Origin of the sequence: Nocardioides sp. cx-169, assembly GCF_021083605.1 — a bacterium.
Lineage (GTDB): Bacteria > Actinomycetota > Actinomycetes > Propionibacteriales > Nocardioidaceae > Nocardioides.
On record NZ_JAJNRO010000010.1, the window covers coordinates 147,366 to 162,436 of the forward strand.

At 72.1% G+C, this 15,071-nt stretch carries 10 protein-coding genes; 9 read left to right on the forward strand and 1 reads right to left on the reverse strand.

The annotated features are described in order from the left end of the window. Positions 1-62: 62 nt before the first annotated feature. From LRP67_RS15890 to LRP67_RS15920, 7 genes are read left to right on the forward strand one after another with little or no spacing between them, the layout of a single operon-like run. Positions 63-1,571, forward strand: coding sequence for a hypothetical protein (locus LRP67_RS15890; RefSeq protein ID WP_231271143.1), 1,509 nt, complete (start codon positions 63-65; stop codon positions 1,569-1,571). 51 nt (positions 1,572-1,622) lie between these two features. Continuing rightward, positions 1,623-2,447 carry a PhzF family phenazine biosynthesis protein gene (locus LRP67_RS15895; RefSeq protein ID WP_231271144.1) on the forward strand — a complete coding sequence of 275 codons (825 nt, stop codon included), beginning with the start codon at positions 1,623-1,625 and terminating at the stop codon, positions 2,445-2,447. A gap of 16 nt (positions 2,448-2,463) precedes the next feature. Continuing rightward, positions 2,464-3,270, forward strand: a complete 807-nt coding sequence (locus tag LRP67_RS15900) for a thymidylate synthase (RefSeq protein WP_231271145.1) — start codon at positions 2,464-2,466, stop codon at positions 3,268-3,270. Continuing rightward, on the forward strand, positions 3,267-3,749 hold the full coding sequence (locus LRP67_RS15905) for a dihydrofolate reductase (RefSeq protein ID WP_231271146.1): 483 nt from the start codon (positions 3,267-3,269) through the stop codon (positions 3,747-3,749). The genes LRP67_RS15900 and LRP67_RS15905 overlap by 4 nt, the downstream gene beginning before the upstream one ends. A gap of 38 nt (positions 3,750-3,787) precedes the next feature. Further along, positions 3,788-4,705 (forward strand): LLM class F420-dependent oxidoreductase, encoded by a 918-nt coding sequence (locus LRP67_RS15910; protein WP_231271147.1) that lies wholly within the window; start codon positions 3,788-3,790, stop codon positions 4,703-4,705. 17 nt (positions 4,706-4,722) lie between these two features. Continuing rightward, on the forward strand, positions 4,723-5,631 hold the full coding sequence (gene dapA / locus LRP67_RS15915; protein WP_231271148.1) for a 4-hydroxy-tetrahydrodipicolinate synthase: 909 nt from the start codon (positions 4,723-4,725) through the stop codon (positions 5,629-5,631). A gap of 12 nt (positions 5,632-5,643) precedes the next feature. After that, complete coding sequence (locus LRP67_RS15920) at positions 5,644-7,329, forward strand: ribonuclease J (protein WP_308189771.1); 1,686 nt, start codon at positions 5,644-5,646, stop codon at positions 7,327-7,329. Positions 7,330-7,405: 76 nt separating this feature from the next. Here the strand turns inward: LRP67_RS15920 and LRP67_RS15925 are convergent, their stop codons facing one another. Further along, positions 7,406-10,504, reverse strand: coding sequence for a M4 family metallopeptidase (locus tag LRP67_RS15925; protein WP_231271150.1), 3,099 nt, complete (start codon positions 10,502-10,504; stop codon positions 7,406-7,408). A 262-nt stretch (positions 10,505-10,766) separates the two neighbouring features. On the opposite strand from LRP67_RS15925, the gene LRP67_RS15930 reads away from it, so the two are divergent. Both LRP67_RS15930 and LRP67_RS15935 read left to right on the forward strand, forming a co-directional pair. After that, positions 10,767-13,400, forward strand: a complete 2,634-nt coding sequence (locus LRP67_RS15930) for a DNA translocase FtsK (protein ID WP_231271151.1) — start codon at positions 10,767-10,769, stop codon at positions 13,398-13,400. Further along, positions 13,397-15,034, forward strand: coding sequence for a RodZ family helix-turn-helix domain-containing protein (locus tag LRP67_RS15935; RefSeq protein ID WP_231271152.1), 1,638 nt, complete (start codon positions 13,397-13,399; stop codon positions 15,032-15,034). The genes LRP67_RS15930 and LRP67_RS15935 overlap by 4 nt, the downstream gene beginning before the upstream one ends. Positions 15,035-15,071 lie beyond the last annotated feature (37 nt).

A 15,071-nucleotide genomic window follows, 5' to 3' on the forward strand; every position in this document is an offset into this window, starting at 1 on the left:
CCGGCGAGGCCGCCGCTCCGAACACCTCGTGACCCGCACGGGGACGTGACAGGAGGCGAGCGATGCGCAACGACGTCGACTTCTCGGCGTACGCCCTGGCGCGCTGGCCGTCGCTGGTCCGCTCGCTGGTCCTCTTGGGGGTGCCGGCCGCAGAGGCGAGCGACGTCGGGGTGACCGTGCTGGCCCGGCTGCGCGGCGACTGGCGGCGTCGCGACGAGCTGGGGGACCTCGCCGAGCACACCTTCCGAGTGCTGCTGGACGCTCTGCACGACGCTGCCGGCCGGTGGCAGGGCCACGCCGTGGACGGGGAGCTCGAGCCGCTCGACCCGGGCTGGCCGGAGCTTCGGGCGCGGCTCGACCAGCTGGGTGAGACGCAGCGCGCGGCGGTGGTGCTGCCGGTCACCGCCGGTCTGGGCGACGACCAGGTCGGCTGGCTGCTGGGCGATGCCGGCGCCGTCCCCGCCCGGGACCTCGCCGAGGAGATACGCCGGGCGGCCGACTCGATCCCCGTCCCGCCGCTGCTGCTGGCCGACGTGGCGGCCCGTCAGCGGGTCGACCGACGGGCCCGGCAACGGCGACTGGCGCGTCGCTCGGCGCTGGCCCTCGCGGTGCTCGCGGTCTTCGCGGGTGCCTGGACGTGGTGGGCCGAGCGCCCCGACCCGCCTGCCGGCCTCGCCGACGTTGAGGCGGAGCGGTTGGAGAACCCCGTCGGGGTGGGCTGGTACTCCGACGACACCCTGCGCCTGGACCGGGTGGCCCTGGGCATCGAGGGCCTCGAGAGCTTCGTCCAGCTGGAGCAGGGCGCGGTCTACGCCGCCACCGACGGCTCCCTGGTCCTCGTCGACACCGAGGGCGACCGCACGCTGCTGGGCCGCCAGGACCGAGACGGCGCGTTCGCCGCCTCGGCGGTGGACGGTCTGGTGGCCTGGGTGCAGACCGGCGGCGGTGACGACGACGCAGCCGAGCTGCGGGTGCTCGACGTCGCCTCGGGCGAGCTCGTGGCCGCGGCGCCGGTGCGGGAGCCGGCCCGCGTGATCGCGGTGGACGCCGGTGTCGTCTACGTCGAGGACGCCGCTGGCTTCTCCTCGCTCCAGGCGGGGGCTGGGAACCCTGGGGCCCTGGTCCTGATGGGCCGGCCCGGGCTCCTCGACGCGGCTGGTCCGACCCTCGTCTACCAGCTCCCGGGCGCCGTGGAGATCAGCCGCATCGGGGCCGGCTCCGGCACGGTCGTGCCCGGGTTCGGTGGGCAGCTGTCGCCTGAGGGCGACTACCTGCTGACGCGTGAGGGCGGCCCCGAGGGCCCGGTCCGGATCTTCGACACCCTCGATGGCACGGAGGTCGACACCGGCCTGGCACCGGGCGCCGAGGTGCTCGCCGCCAACCTCGACCGACGCGGGGTGGCGACGTACTTCGTGGGTCGGCCCTCGGCCGACCCGGACGAGGGTCTGCGCATCTCCAGCGCCGGCAGCGTCCTGGTCGTCACCTGCCCGCTGTCGGACCTCGTCGCGCAGGTCACCTGCACGACGCGGGTGTCCTTCCCACGGATCCTGCCGTCGGCGCTGGCCCATTGACACTGGCCCGTTGACACTGGCCCGTGACGCTGGCCCAGTAGCGTCGGGGCCATGCGCGGGTTCCGGCAGGTCGACGTGTTCTCCGCCGAGCCGCTGCTCGGCAACCCGGTCGCGGTCGTGCACGACGCCGACGGCCTGGACGAGGCGCAGATGGCGCGGTTCGCGCGCTGGACCAACCTGTCGGAGACGACGTTCCTGCTGACGCCCACCGACCCGGCAGCCGACTACCGCCTGCGCATCTGGACCCCCGGCCGCGAGCTGCCCTTCGCCGGGCACCCCACGCTCGGCAGCGCCCATGCCTGGCTGGAGGCCGGCGGCATGCCCCGGTCCGGGGACGTCGTCGTCCAGGAGTGCGCCGCCGGGCTGGTCCCGGTGCGCCGCGGGGAGCGGCTGGCCTTCGAGGGCCCGCCACTGGTGCGCTCCGGGCCGGTGGAGGCCGACGACCTCGGCCGGATCGCGCGGGTGCTGCGCATCCACGAGGGGGAGATCGTGGACGCGGCCTGGGTGGACAACGGCCCCGGCTGGGTCGGTGTGGTGCTGGCCGACGCGGCCGCGGTCCTCGCCTGCCGTCCCGACCTCGGCGCCTTCGACGGGCTCAAGATCGGCGTCGTCGGCCGGTATCCGGACGGCGGGGAGGCCGCCGTCGAGGTGCGCGCGTTCTGCCCCGGGCTGGGGGTCCCGGAGGACCCGGTCACCGGCAGCCTCAACGCCGGGCTGGCCCAGTGGCTGGCGGGCAGCAGGCTGCCGACGTCGTACGTCGCCTCGCAGGGCACCGCGATCGGACGCCGTGGCCGGGTCCACGTGTCGGTGGCCGACGGCTCGGTGTGGGTGGGCGGCGACACCCTCACGACCATCACCGGGACCGTCGCCCTCTGAGCGGTAGGTTGGGCCCATGCAGCAGTACCTCGACCTCCTCCAGCGCGTCCTTGACGACGGGGTCGAGAAGGGCGACCGCACCGGCACCGGCACCCGGTCGGTGTTCGGCCACCAGATGCGCTTCGACCTGAGCCAGGGCTTCCCGCTCGTGACCACCAAGAAGGTGCACACCCGCTCGATCTTCGCCGAGCTGCTCTGGTTCCTGCGCGGCGACACCAACGTCAAGTGGCTGCAGGACCGCGGCGTGACGATCTGGGACGAGTGGGCCGACGCCGACGGCGACCTGGGGCCGGTCTACGGCTATCAGTGGCGCTCCTGGCCGACCCCCGACGGTCGCCACATCGACCAGATCGCGCAGGTCGTCGAGCAGATCCGCCGCGATCCCGACTCGCGCCGCCACGTCGTCTCCGCGTGGAACGTCGCCGACATCCCGCAGATGGCGCTGGCGCCGTGCCACACGATGTTCCAGTTCTACGTCGCCCCGTCCGAGGCCGGCGGCCGCCTGTCGTGCCAGCTCTACCAGCGCTCCGCCGACGTGTTCCTCGGCGTGCCGTTCAACATCGCGTCGTACGCCCTGCTCACGCACATGGTGGCCCAGGTGACCGGGCTCGAGGTCGGCGACTTCGTGCACACCTTCGGCGACGCCCACCTCTACACCAACCACCTCGACCAGGCGCGGCTGCAGCTCACCCGCGACCCGCGCCCCCTGCCCACGCTGCGCCTGGACCCGTCGGTGACGGCGCTCGACGAGTTCGACCTCGAGCACATCTCGGTCGAGGGCTACGACCCGCATCCCGGCATCAAGGCGCCCATCGCCGTATGACGCCCGGGGGGAAGCGCGTCGTCATGGTGGCCGCCGTGGCGGACAACGGCGTGATCGGTGTCGACGGCGACATCCCGTGGCGGATCCCCGAGGACTTCGCCCACTTCAAGCGCACCACGCTGGGCCACACGCTGGTGATGGGGCGCGCGACGTACGACTCGATCGGCCGGCCGCTGCCCGGACGCACCACGGTCGTCCTCACCCGCGACCCGTCCTGGTCCGCCGACGGCGTCCTCGTCGCGCCATCGCTTCCCTTCGCCCTCGAGCTCGCCGACCGCCTGGACGGCGACGTCATGGTCGTCGGCGGCGCGCTGGTCTACGCCGAGGCGATGCCGCTGGCCGACGAGCAGGTCCTCACCGAGGTCCACCTCACCCCCGACGGCGACACCTTCTACCCCGAGTTCGACCGCCATGCCTGGCTCGAGCGGCGGCGCGACACCTTCCCCGACCGCGACGTCGTCTGGCTCAGCCGGGCCTGACGGACCTTGTTGAAACCGCCACCTGGCACAGTGGACCCATGGAACTTCGGGTGTTCACCGAGCCCCAGCAGGGGGCCACGTACGACGACCTGCTCGCGGTGGCGCTCGAGGCCGAGCGACTCGGCTTCGGGGCGTTCTTCCGCTCCGACCACTACCTCGGCATGGGCACCGACGGGCTGCCCGGGCCGAGCGACGCGTGGATGACGCTGGCCGGGCTGGCGCGCGACACCAGCACCATCCGCCTCGGCACGCTGATGACCAGTGCGACCTTCCGGCTGCCGGGACCGCTGGCGATCAGCGTCGCCAACGTCGACCAGATGAGCGGCGGACGGGTGGAGCTCGGCATCGGCGCCGGCTGGTTCGCCGAGGAGCACACCAAGTACGGCATCCCGTTCCCGAGCACGGCGGAGCGCTTCGACCGGCTCGAGGAGCAGCTGGCGATCATCACCGGGCTGTGGGCCACCGAGGGCGGGTTCACCCACGAGGGGGCGCACTACCGGGTGACGGACTCGCCGGGCCTGCCCAAGCCCGCGCAGGCGAAGCCGCCGGTGCTCATCGGTGGCCTGGGCAAGAGGCGGACGCCGGCGCTCGCGGCGGCGTACGCCGACGAGTTCAACCTGCCCTTCGTCGACGAGGAGACCACCGCGACGCAGTTCGCGCGGGTGCGCGCGGCGTGCGAGGCCGCCGACCGTGACCCCGACGACCTGGTCTACTCCAACGCGCTGGTGCTCTGCGTCGGCGCCGACGAGGCCGAGGTGGAGCGCCGGGCGAAGGCGATCGGCCGGGACAAGGACGAGCTGCGCGCGAACGGTCTGGCCGGGACGCCGGACGAGGTCGTCGACAAGATCGGCCGCTATGCGGCGCTGGGCAGCGAGCGGCTCTATCTGCAGGTACTCGACCTCACGGACCTCGACCACCTCCGCCTGGTGGCGGCTGCCGTGATGCCGCGCGTGTGAGCGATAGCCTGGCACCCATGATGACGACGCCCGCACCCACCTCGCCGGCGCCCTTCGGCCGGGTCCTCACGGCGATGGCGACGGCCTTCCACGACGACGGCTCCGTCGACCTCGACGGCACTGCCCGCATCGCCGCCCACCTCGTCGACCACGGCCACGACGGTGTCGTGGTCTCCGGTACGACGGGCGAGTCGCCGACCACGTCGGTCGCCGAGGACGGCGAGATCCTGGCTGCGGTCAAGGACGCCGTGGGCGACCGGGCGGTCGTCGTCGCCGGCGTCGGCACCAACGCGACGGCGCACTCCGTCGAGCTCGCCCAACAGGCGGAGAAGATCGGCGCCGACGGCCTGCTGCTCGTGACGCCGTACTACAACAAGCCCAGCCCGGCCGGCGTCCTGCACCACTTCCGCAGCGTCGTCGAGGCCGCCGACGTGCCGGTCATGCTCTACGACGTGCCCGGCCGCACCGGCACCACGATCGCCATGGAGACCTACGAGGCCGCCATCGAGTGGGACAGCGTCGTCGCGGTCAAGGACGCGGTCGGCGACTTCGCGCGCGGCGTCCGGCTGATGCAGCTGGGCTACGCCGTCTACTCCGGCGACGACATCTCGACCCTCGGCTGGCTGGCCCACGGCGGTGCCGGCGTCGTGTCGGTGCTCGGGCACGTCGCGGGCTCGCAGATCCGCGAGATGGTCGACGCCTACGCCGCCGGCGACCACGCGACCGCGCTGGCCGGCTACACCCGGATGCTGCCGGCGATCGACGCCGTCATGGGTGTCCCCAACTACGGTGCGACGACCGCCAAGGCGGCGCTGCAGCTGCTCGGGGTGCTCGACAACCGCAACGTGCGGGGGCCGCTGGTGCCGCTGAGCGACGACGAGGTGGCCGCGCTGCGGGCGGGGCTCGCCGCGTCGGGGCTCCTCTGAGAGCCGATGTCCGTGAGCCATCCGCACCCCGAGCTGTCCGCGCCTCCTGAGCTGGCGGAGGGGGCGCTGCGAGTGATCCCGCTGGGTGGGCTCGGCGAGGTCGGTCGCAACATGACCGTCTTCGAGTACTCCGGGCGCCTGCTGGTCGTCGACTGCGGCGTGCTGTTCCCCGAGGACCACCACCCCGGCGTGGACCTGATCCTCCCCGACTTCGAGCCGATCCGCGACCGGCTCGGCGACATCGAGGCGCTGGTCCTCACCCACGGCCACGAGGACCACATCGGCGCCACGCCGTACCTGCTGCGCGAGCGCCCCGACATCCCGCTCGTCGGCTCCGAGCTGACGCTGGCCCTGCTGGACGGCAAGCTGCGCGAGCACCGGCTCAAGGAGACCGTCCACCACCGGGTCCGCGAGGGCGACCGGCTCGTGCTCGGGCCGTTCGAGCTGGAGTTCGTGGCGGTCAACCACTCGATCCCCGACGCGCTGGCCGTCGCCATCCGCACCGGTGCCGGTCTGGTGTTGCATACGGGCGACTTCAAGATGGACCAGCTGCCGCTCGACGGCCGGATCACGGACCTGCGCGCGTTCGCGCGGCTGGGGGAGGAGGGCGTCGACCTCTTCCTCACGGACTCGACCAACGCCGAGACGCCGGGCTTCACCCCGGCAGAGAAGTCGATCACCCCCGTCATCGACCAGGTGTTCCGCGAGTCCGCGAAGCGGATCGTCGTCGCCTGCTTCGCCTCTCACGTCCATCGCGTCCAGCAGGTCCTCGACGCGGCAGTCGCCCACGACCGCAAGGTCGCCTACGTCGGCCGCTCGATGGTGCGCAACATGGCGATCGCCAAGGAGCTCGGCTACCTCACGGTGCCGGCCGGTGTCCTCGTCGACGCCAAGGAGCTGGCCCCGCTGCCGCCCGAGCGGGTCGTGCTGATCTCCACCGGCTCGCAGGGCGAGCCGATGAGCGCGCTGAGCCGCATCGCGCAGCGCACCCACAGCTTCGTCCACATCGAGGAGGGCGACACCGTCCTGCTCGCGTCCAGCCTGATCCCCGGCAACGAGAACGCCGTCTACCGCGTCATCAACGGGTTGGCCCGCCTGGGAGCGCGGGTGATCCACAAGGGCAACGCGCTGGTGCACGTCAGTGGTCACGCCAGCGCCGGCGAGCTGCTCTACTGCTACAACATCGTCCGCCCCCGCAACGTCCTGCCCGTCCACGGGGAGATCCGGCACATGCTGGCCAACGCCGACCTGGCCCGCCTGACCGGCGTACCGAACGTCGTCGTCGCGGAGGACGGCGTCGTGGTCGACCTGGTCGACGGTGTCGCGTCGATCGCGGGCAAGGTCGCCTGCGGCTACGTCTTCGTCGACGGCAGCTCGGTCGGCGACATCACCGAGTCCGACCTCAAGGACCGCCGGATCCTCGGCGAGGAGGGCTTCATCTCGGTCATCGTCGTGGTCGACTCCGTGAGCGGCAAGGTCTCCGGCGGCCCCGAGATCCACGCGCGTGGCAACGCCCTGGAGGGCTCGTCGTTCGACGAGATCAGGCAGCCGATCATCGATGCCCTCCACCGCAGCATCAGCGAGGGCACCACCGACGCCTACCAGCTCCAGCAGACCGTGCGCCGCGTCGTCGGACGCTGGGTCAGCAGCACCCACCGCCGACGGCCGATGATCATCCCGGTGGTCATCGAGGCCTGACGCCGTCGTCTCGGCCGCAGACGCGCGAGGCCCCGCCGGATCGCTCCGGCGGGGCCTCGGTGGTGGTGCGCTCAGGTCACCTCTTCTTGACCCAGATCGTCACGGTGTCGCGAGACGCCGCCAGCGCGTCCGAGCCGCCGAAGCGGACCTCGATGCGGTGACGGCCCGGCTTCAGGCCGCGGACGGAGATGATCCCGAAGCCCTTCCGGACGACGCCCTTGCCGACGAACCGGCCGTTCTTGACCAGCCGCACCATCGTGGTGGGCTTGGCCGAGGAGCCGATCACCTTGAGCCGGGCCGCGACCCGGCCGTTGGGGCGGGCCTGGGCGTTGAGGGCCGTCTTGTTCTTGCAGTTGACGACCTTGACGTTGTCGACGTACCAGCCGTCGAGCCCGCCACAGCCGTCCCGGCCCATGTCGAAGCGGATCCGGACCTGCTGGTCGCGCTTGGCGCCGGCCTTCTTCAGATCCACGATCGACTTGCCCCACGAGCCGCGGTTCTCGCCGCCGTCGGTGCCGGTGAACCCGACCTCGCCGGCCAGCGGGCTGGTGTTGTCGGGCTTCGGCTCCAGGGTGGCCCCCGGGGCGTTGAAGAGGTAGGCGCTGGCCGGGATGACCTTGAAGGCGCCGCCGCCGACGCTGATCTTCACGTTGCCGCCGTCGAAGCCGTACTCGGTGGCGACGTAGTGCTCGAAGGACAGCGTGGGCGAGGAGCCGGCCGGAACCTTGATCACCGGGCTGGTGATCGAGTTGCGGCTGGACACGTCGTCGGCGCCGAACTGGCAGTCACCGGCCTCGGGCGGGTCCGGAGCGTAGGCGACCTTGGAGGGGTGGCTGCCGGGGGCGGCCGACTTGGCCTCCCACGGGATGCCGCTGGCACCCTCGAACACGACCTCCTCGCTCTTGGTCCAGCCGGCCAGCCCGTCCTCGAAGTCCTCCGAGTACGACGCCCGGCTGACGAAGTTCTTGCCACACTGCGACGGTGCGCCCTTCTCCAGCAGCGGCTTGAACTCGCACTGCTGGGTCGGGTCGCGCCGCAGCTCCACGGCGTCGGTCATCAGGGCCACCGACGTGCAGTCGGCCGCCGTGATGGGCGTTGCCGCGGCCGGGGTGGCGTTGGGCTCGAGGGTCAGCTGCTTGATCTCCTGCCCCACCAGGTCGGTGCACGACGCCGCGAGGCCGTCGGCCAGGTCGGTGAAGTCGGCGACCGGGAAGAGGTACTCGCTCTGCGTCCGCCAGTAGATGGCGGAGGCCTTGTCGCGCCCGATGCCCGGGACGGTCACCCCGTTGTAGGTGCCGCCGTCGACCAGCAGGGCGTAGGAGTGGTTGACGACACCGGAGTTGCTGTGGACCCCGCCGTGGTCGTCCTCGGAGCACTTGTACTCCGCGTCGGACACCTTCCCGGGGTCGCCGTAGCAGGTGGGGTTCCACATGTCGCGGATCGCGCCGCCGAAGGCCGGGTCGGCCTCGCCGGAGAGCCAGCGGTAGGAGTCGTCCTTGGCGGCCTCGTCGATGTCCTTGATCGTGACGTTGACGGTGCCCGCGGCGCCCTTGATCTTCGCGCCGTCGGCCTGCCCGATCATGACGCCGTAGATGTCGGCCTGCCCGGAGGGGGAGAAGGGTGCCTCACCGGCGACGTTGTTGCCGATGATGATCCCCTCGGCGCCGGCGGCCTCGGCGGCGTTGGCCTTCGCGCCGAACGTGCACGTGCCACGGTCGACGTAGACGAACTTGCCGGCGATGGCGCCCGCGTTGGTGAACGGCGCGCAGCCGTCCAGCGGTGCCCCCACGACGACGTCGGAGGTGACCCCGGTCTTGTCGAAGACCGGGCCGAAGGCGGCCGGGGCCGCGTCGCACGCACCGGCGATGTCGGCCGGGCTGTTGATGGTCAGTCCCACGGCGCCGCGCGTGTACTTCGAGCACACGCTCGGGTCGTCGGAGCGACGCGTGTCGGGCTCCTCGTTGTAGCGGTTGTTGAGCGCGTCGACGTTCTCGCCCCAGATGTCGGAGAACGCCTCGTTCATGGCGCCCGACTGCCATTGGTAGATCAGCCCCGAGGTGTACTCGGTGTAGGCGTGGCCCCATTCGTGAGCGACGGTGTCGTCCGAGCTCACGCCCGAGCAGTAGTTGGTGGTCGCGCCGTTCCAGTTGGCGTTGGGGCAGTTGATCGACGGCTCGTTGTTGACCGTGATCATCCTCGCGCCCGCGCCGTCGTAGGAGTCGCGGCCGAAGGCGTTGCGGAAGAACCAGTACGCCTCGCCGGTGCCCTCGACCTCATTGAGCTGGTCGGTGTTGAGGGTGCCCGGCAGCGGGTCGCCCTCCTTGTACTTGAGCGTGTAGACGGTCTCGTCGTCGCTGGGGTCCGACGGGGTGCCGTTGTCGTCGACCGAGGCCTCGTAGAGGCGGCGGTCGAGCGCGTCGTTCATCATCGAGTAGCGGTTGACGATCTTGCCGGTGCGCGCGTCGAGGAAGACCATGTCGCGCACCGTGGTCTTGTTGGTGACCTCGACGACGTAGGTGAGGACGGGTGCGCCGGTGACGCCGCGCGCCGAGCCCATGCGGTAGATCATCAGGTCGGTGTTCTTGGCCTTCAGGCCGGTCTTGGCCACCCGCGCATCGGGCGTGGAGGACTTGGCCCGCACGATGGCGACGGCCCGGGTGGCTGCCTCCTCCGCGCTCAGCGTGGGCGTGGTGTCGAGCTTCAGGCCCGGGGCGGCGTAGCCGTTGACCGAGGTCAGGTCACCCTGCCTGTCGAGGTGGGCGCGCACCTTGGCGCCGAAGACGGGCACGCCGCGGTAGGACTGGTCGAAGTCGACCGTCCAGCCGTAGTCGCCGGCGGTGACGCCGGACTGGGTGAGCTGGGCGGCGGTAGCGCCGAAGGCCGGCGCGTAGTCGTCGAGGTAGGAGCGAGCCTTGGCCGCGGCCGCCCCGCTGGAACGACCGTCGACGTCGGGCAGCAGGTCGGCTGAGCCGCCGCTGGCCCGGATGAACGCGATCTTGCCGGTGGCCCGGTCCTGGGTGATCTTGACCGCGCCGGACGCCTCGTTGCGCATCTTCTGCACCAAGGAGTCGGGGGCGCCCGGAGCCGACGGCGTGGCCGTGGCCTGCGCCGCAGGAAGCGCCGCGAGGCCGCCTCCGAGGAGTACGAGGCTCAGCCCCGTCTTGAGAAGTTTCACTGGTTGTTCCTCCCGAGTGGGTGATCCGGTGGCTCGGTCGTCCGGGGCACCGGATTGGCACACTAGGTACACATCCCCAGCAAGGTCTAGTGCTTCGGGACCGCGTCGCGAAACATTCTGATGTCGGCGCGGTGACGCGGCCGGCAGCCGCGGCCGGCGCGGCGCGCTGGCACGACCTCCGGCAGCGGGCCGCGGCGGCTCGGGCGGACGACACGCACGTGTGGTGCGTGTGACTGGTGGGACTGTGGCCTAGTTTGGTCGCATGGCGACCCGTACGTCTTCCCCGCCGGGTTCGCGGAGCAAGAGCACGCCTTCGTCCAGGTCGAGCAGCGGACGAGGAGGCTCGAGCGCCCGAACGCGGAGTGCCCGGAAGTCACCCAGCAGGACCACCCAGGCGAAGAGCCGCGGCCGCACGACGGCCGCCGCGAAGCGCACCCCGGCGAAGGGCCGCCCCGCGGCCCGCCCGGCGCCTCGCGCCGTACGCAGCGGCACCGGACCGGTCGCCCGGCTCTTCCTCGCCGTCTTCCGTGGCCTCGCCGCGGTGTGGCTCGGCATCGCCCACGGCGTCGGCGCGCTCGCCCGGGGGGTGGGCCACACGGCCCGGGACCTCGAGCCCGAGCAGCGCCGCGACGGCGGCGGGCTCTTCCTGTTCGGGCTCGCCGTGGTCGTGGCGGGCGCGGTGTGGTTCCAGCTGCCCGGCGGCGTCATGGAGGTCGTCCGCACGGCGGTGGCCGGCTCGGTCGGCAAGGTCGGCTGGTTCGTGCCGCTGCTGGTCGTGGTCGCCGGTCTCCGCCTGATGCGTGACCCGGTCGCCACCGGGCCCGCGGGCCGTCAGCTCGTCGGCTGGGCGGCGTTCACGCTGGGCATCCTCGGCCTCGTCCACATCGCCAACGGCAACCCCCAGCCCGCCGTCGGCGACTCCAGCGACCTGCAGCAGGCCGGCGGGGCCGTCGGCTTCGTCGTCGCCTCGCTGCTACTCGACCTGCTGCAGTCGACCTACGTCGTGGTGCCGCTGCTCGTGCTGCTCGCGTTCTTCGGCACCCTGGTCATCACCGCCACTCCTCTCTACCGGGTGCCGGAGCGTCTCGCGGCGCTGCGTGACAGTGCGCTGGGCCGCGACCTGGACGACGACGAGGACCTCGACGCCACCCAGCCGATCCGCACCCGGGGCGGGCGCAAGGGCCTCGACGTCGACCCGCACACCGGCGACGTCCCCTACGACACCCCGGTGGTCGAGGAGAAGCCCAAGCGCCGCCGCAAGGCCGACGCGCTCGACGTCGCACTGGAAGAGGAGGAGGCCGGCCTCGACATCATGGGCAGCCACCCCCCGGTCGTGCCCGACGTCGTCGTGGAGGACAAGGGCGACCTCGAGCCGCCCCCGCACACGCCGATCCCGCAGCGCGTCGAGCAGCTGTCGCTGTCGGGCGACATCGCCTACTCGCTGCCCGGCAACGAGGTCCTCAAGCCCGGGTCGGTCCACAAGGCGCGCTCCAAGGCGAGCGACGACGTGGTGGGCCGGCTGACGCAGGTCATGGACGAGTTCGGCATCGACGCCCAGGTCACGGGCTACACCCGCGGCCCCACGGTCACCCGCTACGAGGTCGAGGTCGGCCCGGCCGTCAAGATCGAGAAGGTCACCGCCCTCTCCAAGAACATCGCCTACGCCGTGGCCTCCGCCGATGTGCGGATCCTGAGCCCGATCCCCGGCAAGTCCGCGATCGGGATCGAGATCCCCAACGTCGACAAGGAGATCGTCTCGCTCGGCGACGTGCTGCGCTCCAACGCGGCGCGCTCCGACCACCACCCGATGGTGGCCGGCCTGGGCAAGGACGTGGAGGGCGGCTTCGTCGTCGCCAACCTCGCGAAGATGCCGCACCTGCTGGTGGCCGGTGCCACCGGCTCGGGGAAGTCGTCGTTCATCAACTCGATGATCACCTCGATCCTGATGCGCTCCACGCCCGACGAGGTCCGGATGATCATGGTCGACCCCAAGCGGGTCGAGCTCAACGCCTACGAGGGCGTGCCGCACCTGATCACCCCGATCATCACGAACCCCAAGAAGGCCGCCGAGGCGCTGCAGTGGGTCGTGCGCGAGATGGACCTGCGCTACGACGACCTGGCCAACTTCGGGTTCCGCCACATCGACGACTTCAACAAGGCGGTCCGCGCCGGCAAGGTCGAGGTGCCGCCGGGCAGCGAGCGGGTGCTCTCGCCGTACCCCTACCTGCTGGTGATCGTCGACGAGCTCGCCGACCTGATGATGGTCTCCCCGCGCGACGTCGAGGACTCGGTCGTCCGCATCACCCAGCTCGCCCGCGCGGCCGGCATCCACCTGGTGCTGGCCACCCAGCGGCCGTCGGTGGACGTCGTCACCGGCCTGATCAAGGCCAACGTGCCGTCGCGGCTGGCGTTCGCCACCAGCTCGCTGGCCGACAGCCGGGTGATCCTGGACCAGCCCGGCGCCGAGAAGCTGGTCGGGCAGGGCGACGGGCTGTTCCTGCCGATGGGCGCCTCGAAGGCCGTGCGCGTGCAGGGATCCTGGGTGACCGAGGCCGAGATCGCGCAGGTCGTCGCGCACTGCAAGGGCCAGCTCGAGCCGACCTACCGCGAGGACGTCACCGCGCCGGCGCAGAGCAAGCGCGAGATCGACGACGACATCGGCGACGACATGGACCTCGTCGTGCAGGCGATCGAGCTGGTGGTCACCACGCAGTTCGGGTCGACCTCGATGCTGCAGCGCAAGCTGCGCGTCGGCTTCGCCAAGGCCGGCCGGCTGATGGACATCATGGAGAGCAGGGGAGTGGTCGGGCCGAGCGAGGGCTCCAAGGCCCGCGACGTGCTGGTGAAGCCCGACGAGCTGGACGCCGTGATCATGACCTTGCAGGGGGAGCTGTGACCGAGGTGAGCGACACCGCCGTGGCCCTGAACGAGACCGACGGGCCCGACGTGACCGACGTGCCGGCCACCACCGAGGTGCGCCGCCGGGTGCCGCTGGCCGCCGCCATCGGCGTCGCCGGCGCCGTGCTGGCGATCGCCTACCTGGTGCGCGCCACCGACACCGGCTCGGTCCTCGACTGGTCGCTGTTCGGGGTCATGGCCCTGCTGGGCGGGGTCTATCTCGCCGCGCTGCTCGACGCCCGCGCGCCGCTGCTGGTGGCCGACGAGCACGGCCTGCGTGTACGCCGCGGCCGGTCCTGGCACGGCCTGCCGTGGTCGGAGGTGGAGCGCGTCGAGCACCTGACCCCGCGCGGCCCGTTGCGCGACGGCCGGCTCGACGTCTTCGGCGCCGACGGCACCGAGTGGGGAGTCCGCCTGGGCCTCGCCTCCCACGTCACCGGCGCCGGCGACGATCTCGCCGTCACCCTGCTCGCCCACTCCGGCTACACCGCCGACGTGGTCGAGATCGACCTGGTCCCCGCCGACGAGCTGGAGGACGCCGAGAACGAGCCCCTCGCGGACGAGTCGGTCGAAGCCCACCGCGTCGAGGAGCCTGTCGAGGAGCCCGTCGAGGAGCCAGTGGACAAGTTCGTCGAGGAGCCGGTCGAGGACGAGCCGCTCGACGATCGCGCCGCGGAGGCCGGGTCGACGGCGGCCCCCGCCGTGTCGGCGGCGCTGGCCAGCCCGACCCCCGGCCCGCTGCGGGCCCTGCTGCGCGCGGCCCGGTCCGAGTCACGCCACGTGCCCGACCCGGAGCCCGAGCGGGTCGAGAACGTGCGGCCGCTCACGACCGAGGACACCCAGTCCTGGGCGCGCGAGGACCTGCCGCCCGAGCACGAAGGCACGGTGGTCATCGGGGACCTGTCCGATGTGCCGCTGGTCGCCGACCCGGTGATCGGGCCCGAGCTGGCCGCCGCCCGGACCCGCCTGGGTCTCACCGTCGACCAGCTCGCCGACCGCACCCGCATCCGTCCGCACGTCATCGAGGCGATCGAGGTCGACGACTTCGCGCCCTGTGGCGGCGACTTCTACGCCCGCGGCCACCTGCGCACGCTCTCCCGGGTCCTCGGCGTCGACGTGGCGCCGCTGCTCGTGTCCTACGACGAGCGGTACGCCGACGCACCGGTCGACCCGCGCCGGGTGTTCGAGTCCGAGCTCGCGACCGGGTTCGGCGGGTCGATCCGCGGCACCCGCGGCGGGCCCAACTGGTCGGTCCTCGTGGCCGCGGTGATGGCGGTCGTGCTGGTCGGCTCGATCGTCCACCTGGTCACCAGCGGGGGCAGCAAGGTCGACGAGCGTCCGCGCCTCAACGCCAGCGGCGGCCTCGCCAACGGCACCACCGTCAACGCACCGAAGGTGCCCTTCGTGCTGACCGCGAGCGGCGGCGGTGCGACCGTGGTCGTGCGCGACGCCGGCGGCAACATCGTCTACGACGGCGCCGTCGCCTTCATGCAGAGCGTCACGCTCAAGGTCGCGCCGCCCGTGCGGGTGCAGTCCAGCGACGGGTCGGTCACCGTGAGCATCGCCGGCGACGACCGCGGCGAGATGGGCAAGACCGGCCAGGAGTCCTCCGCCACCTACGTCGTCCGCTGACCGGCGGTGCGGGGCCCTGCGCCGTTTCGACGGCGGG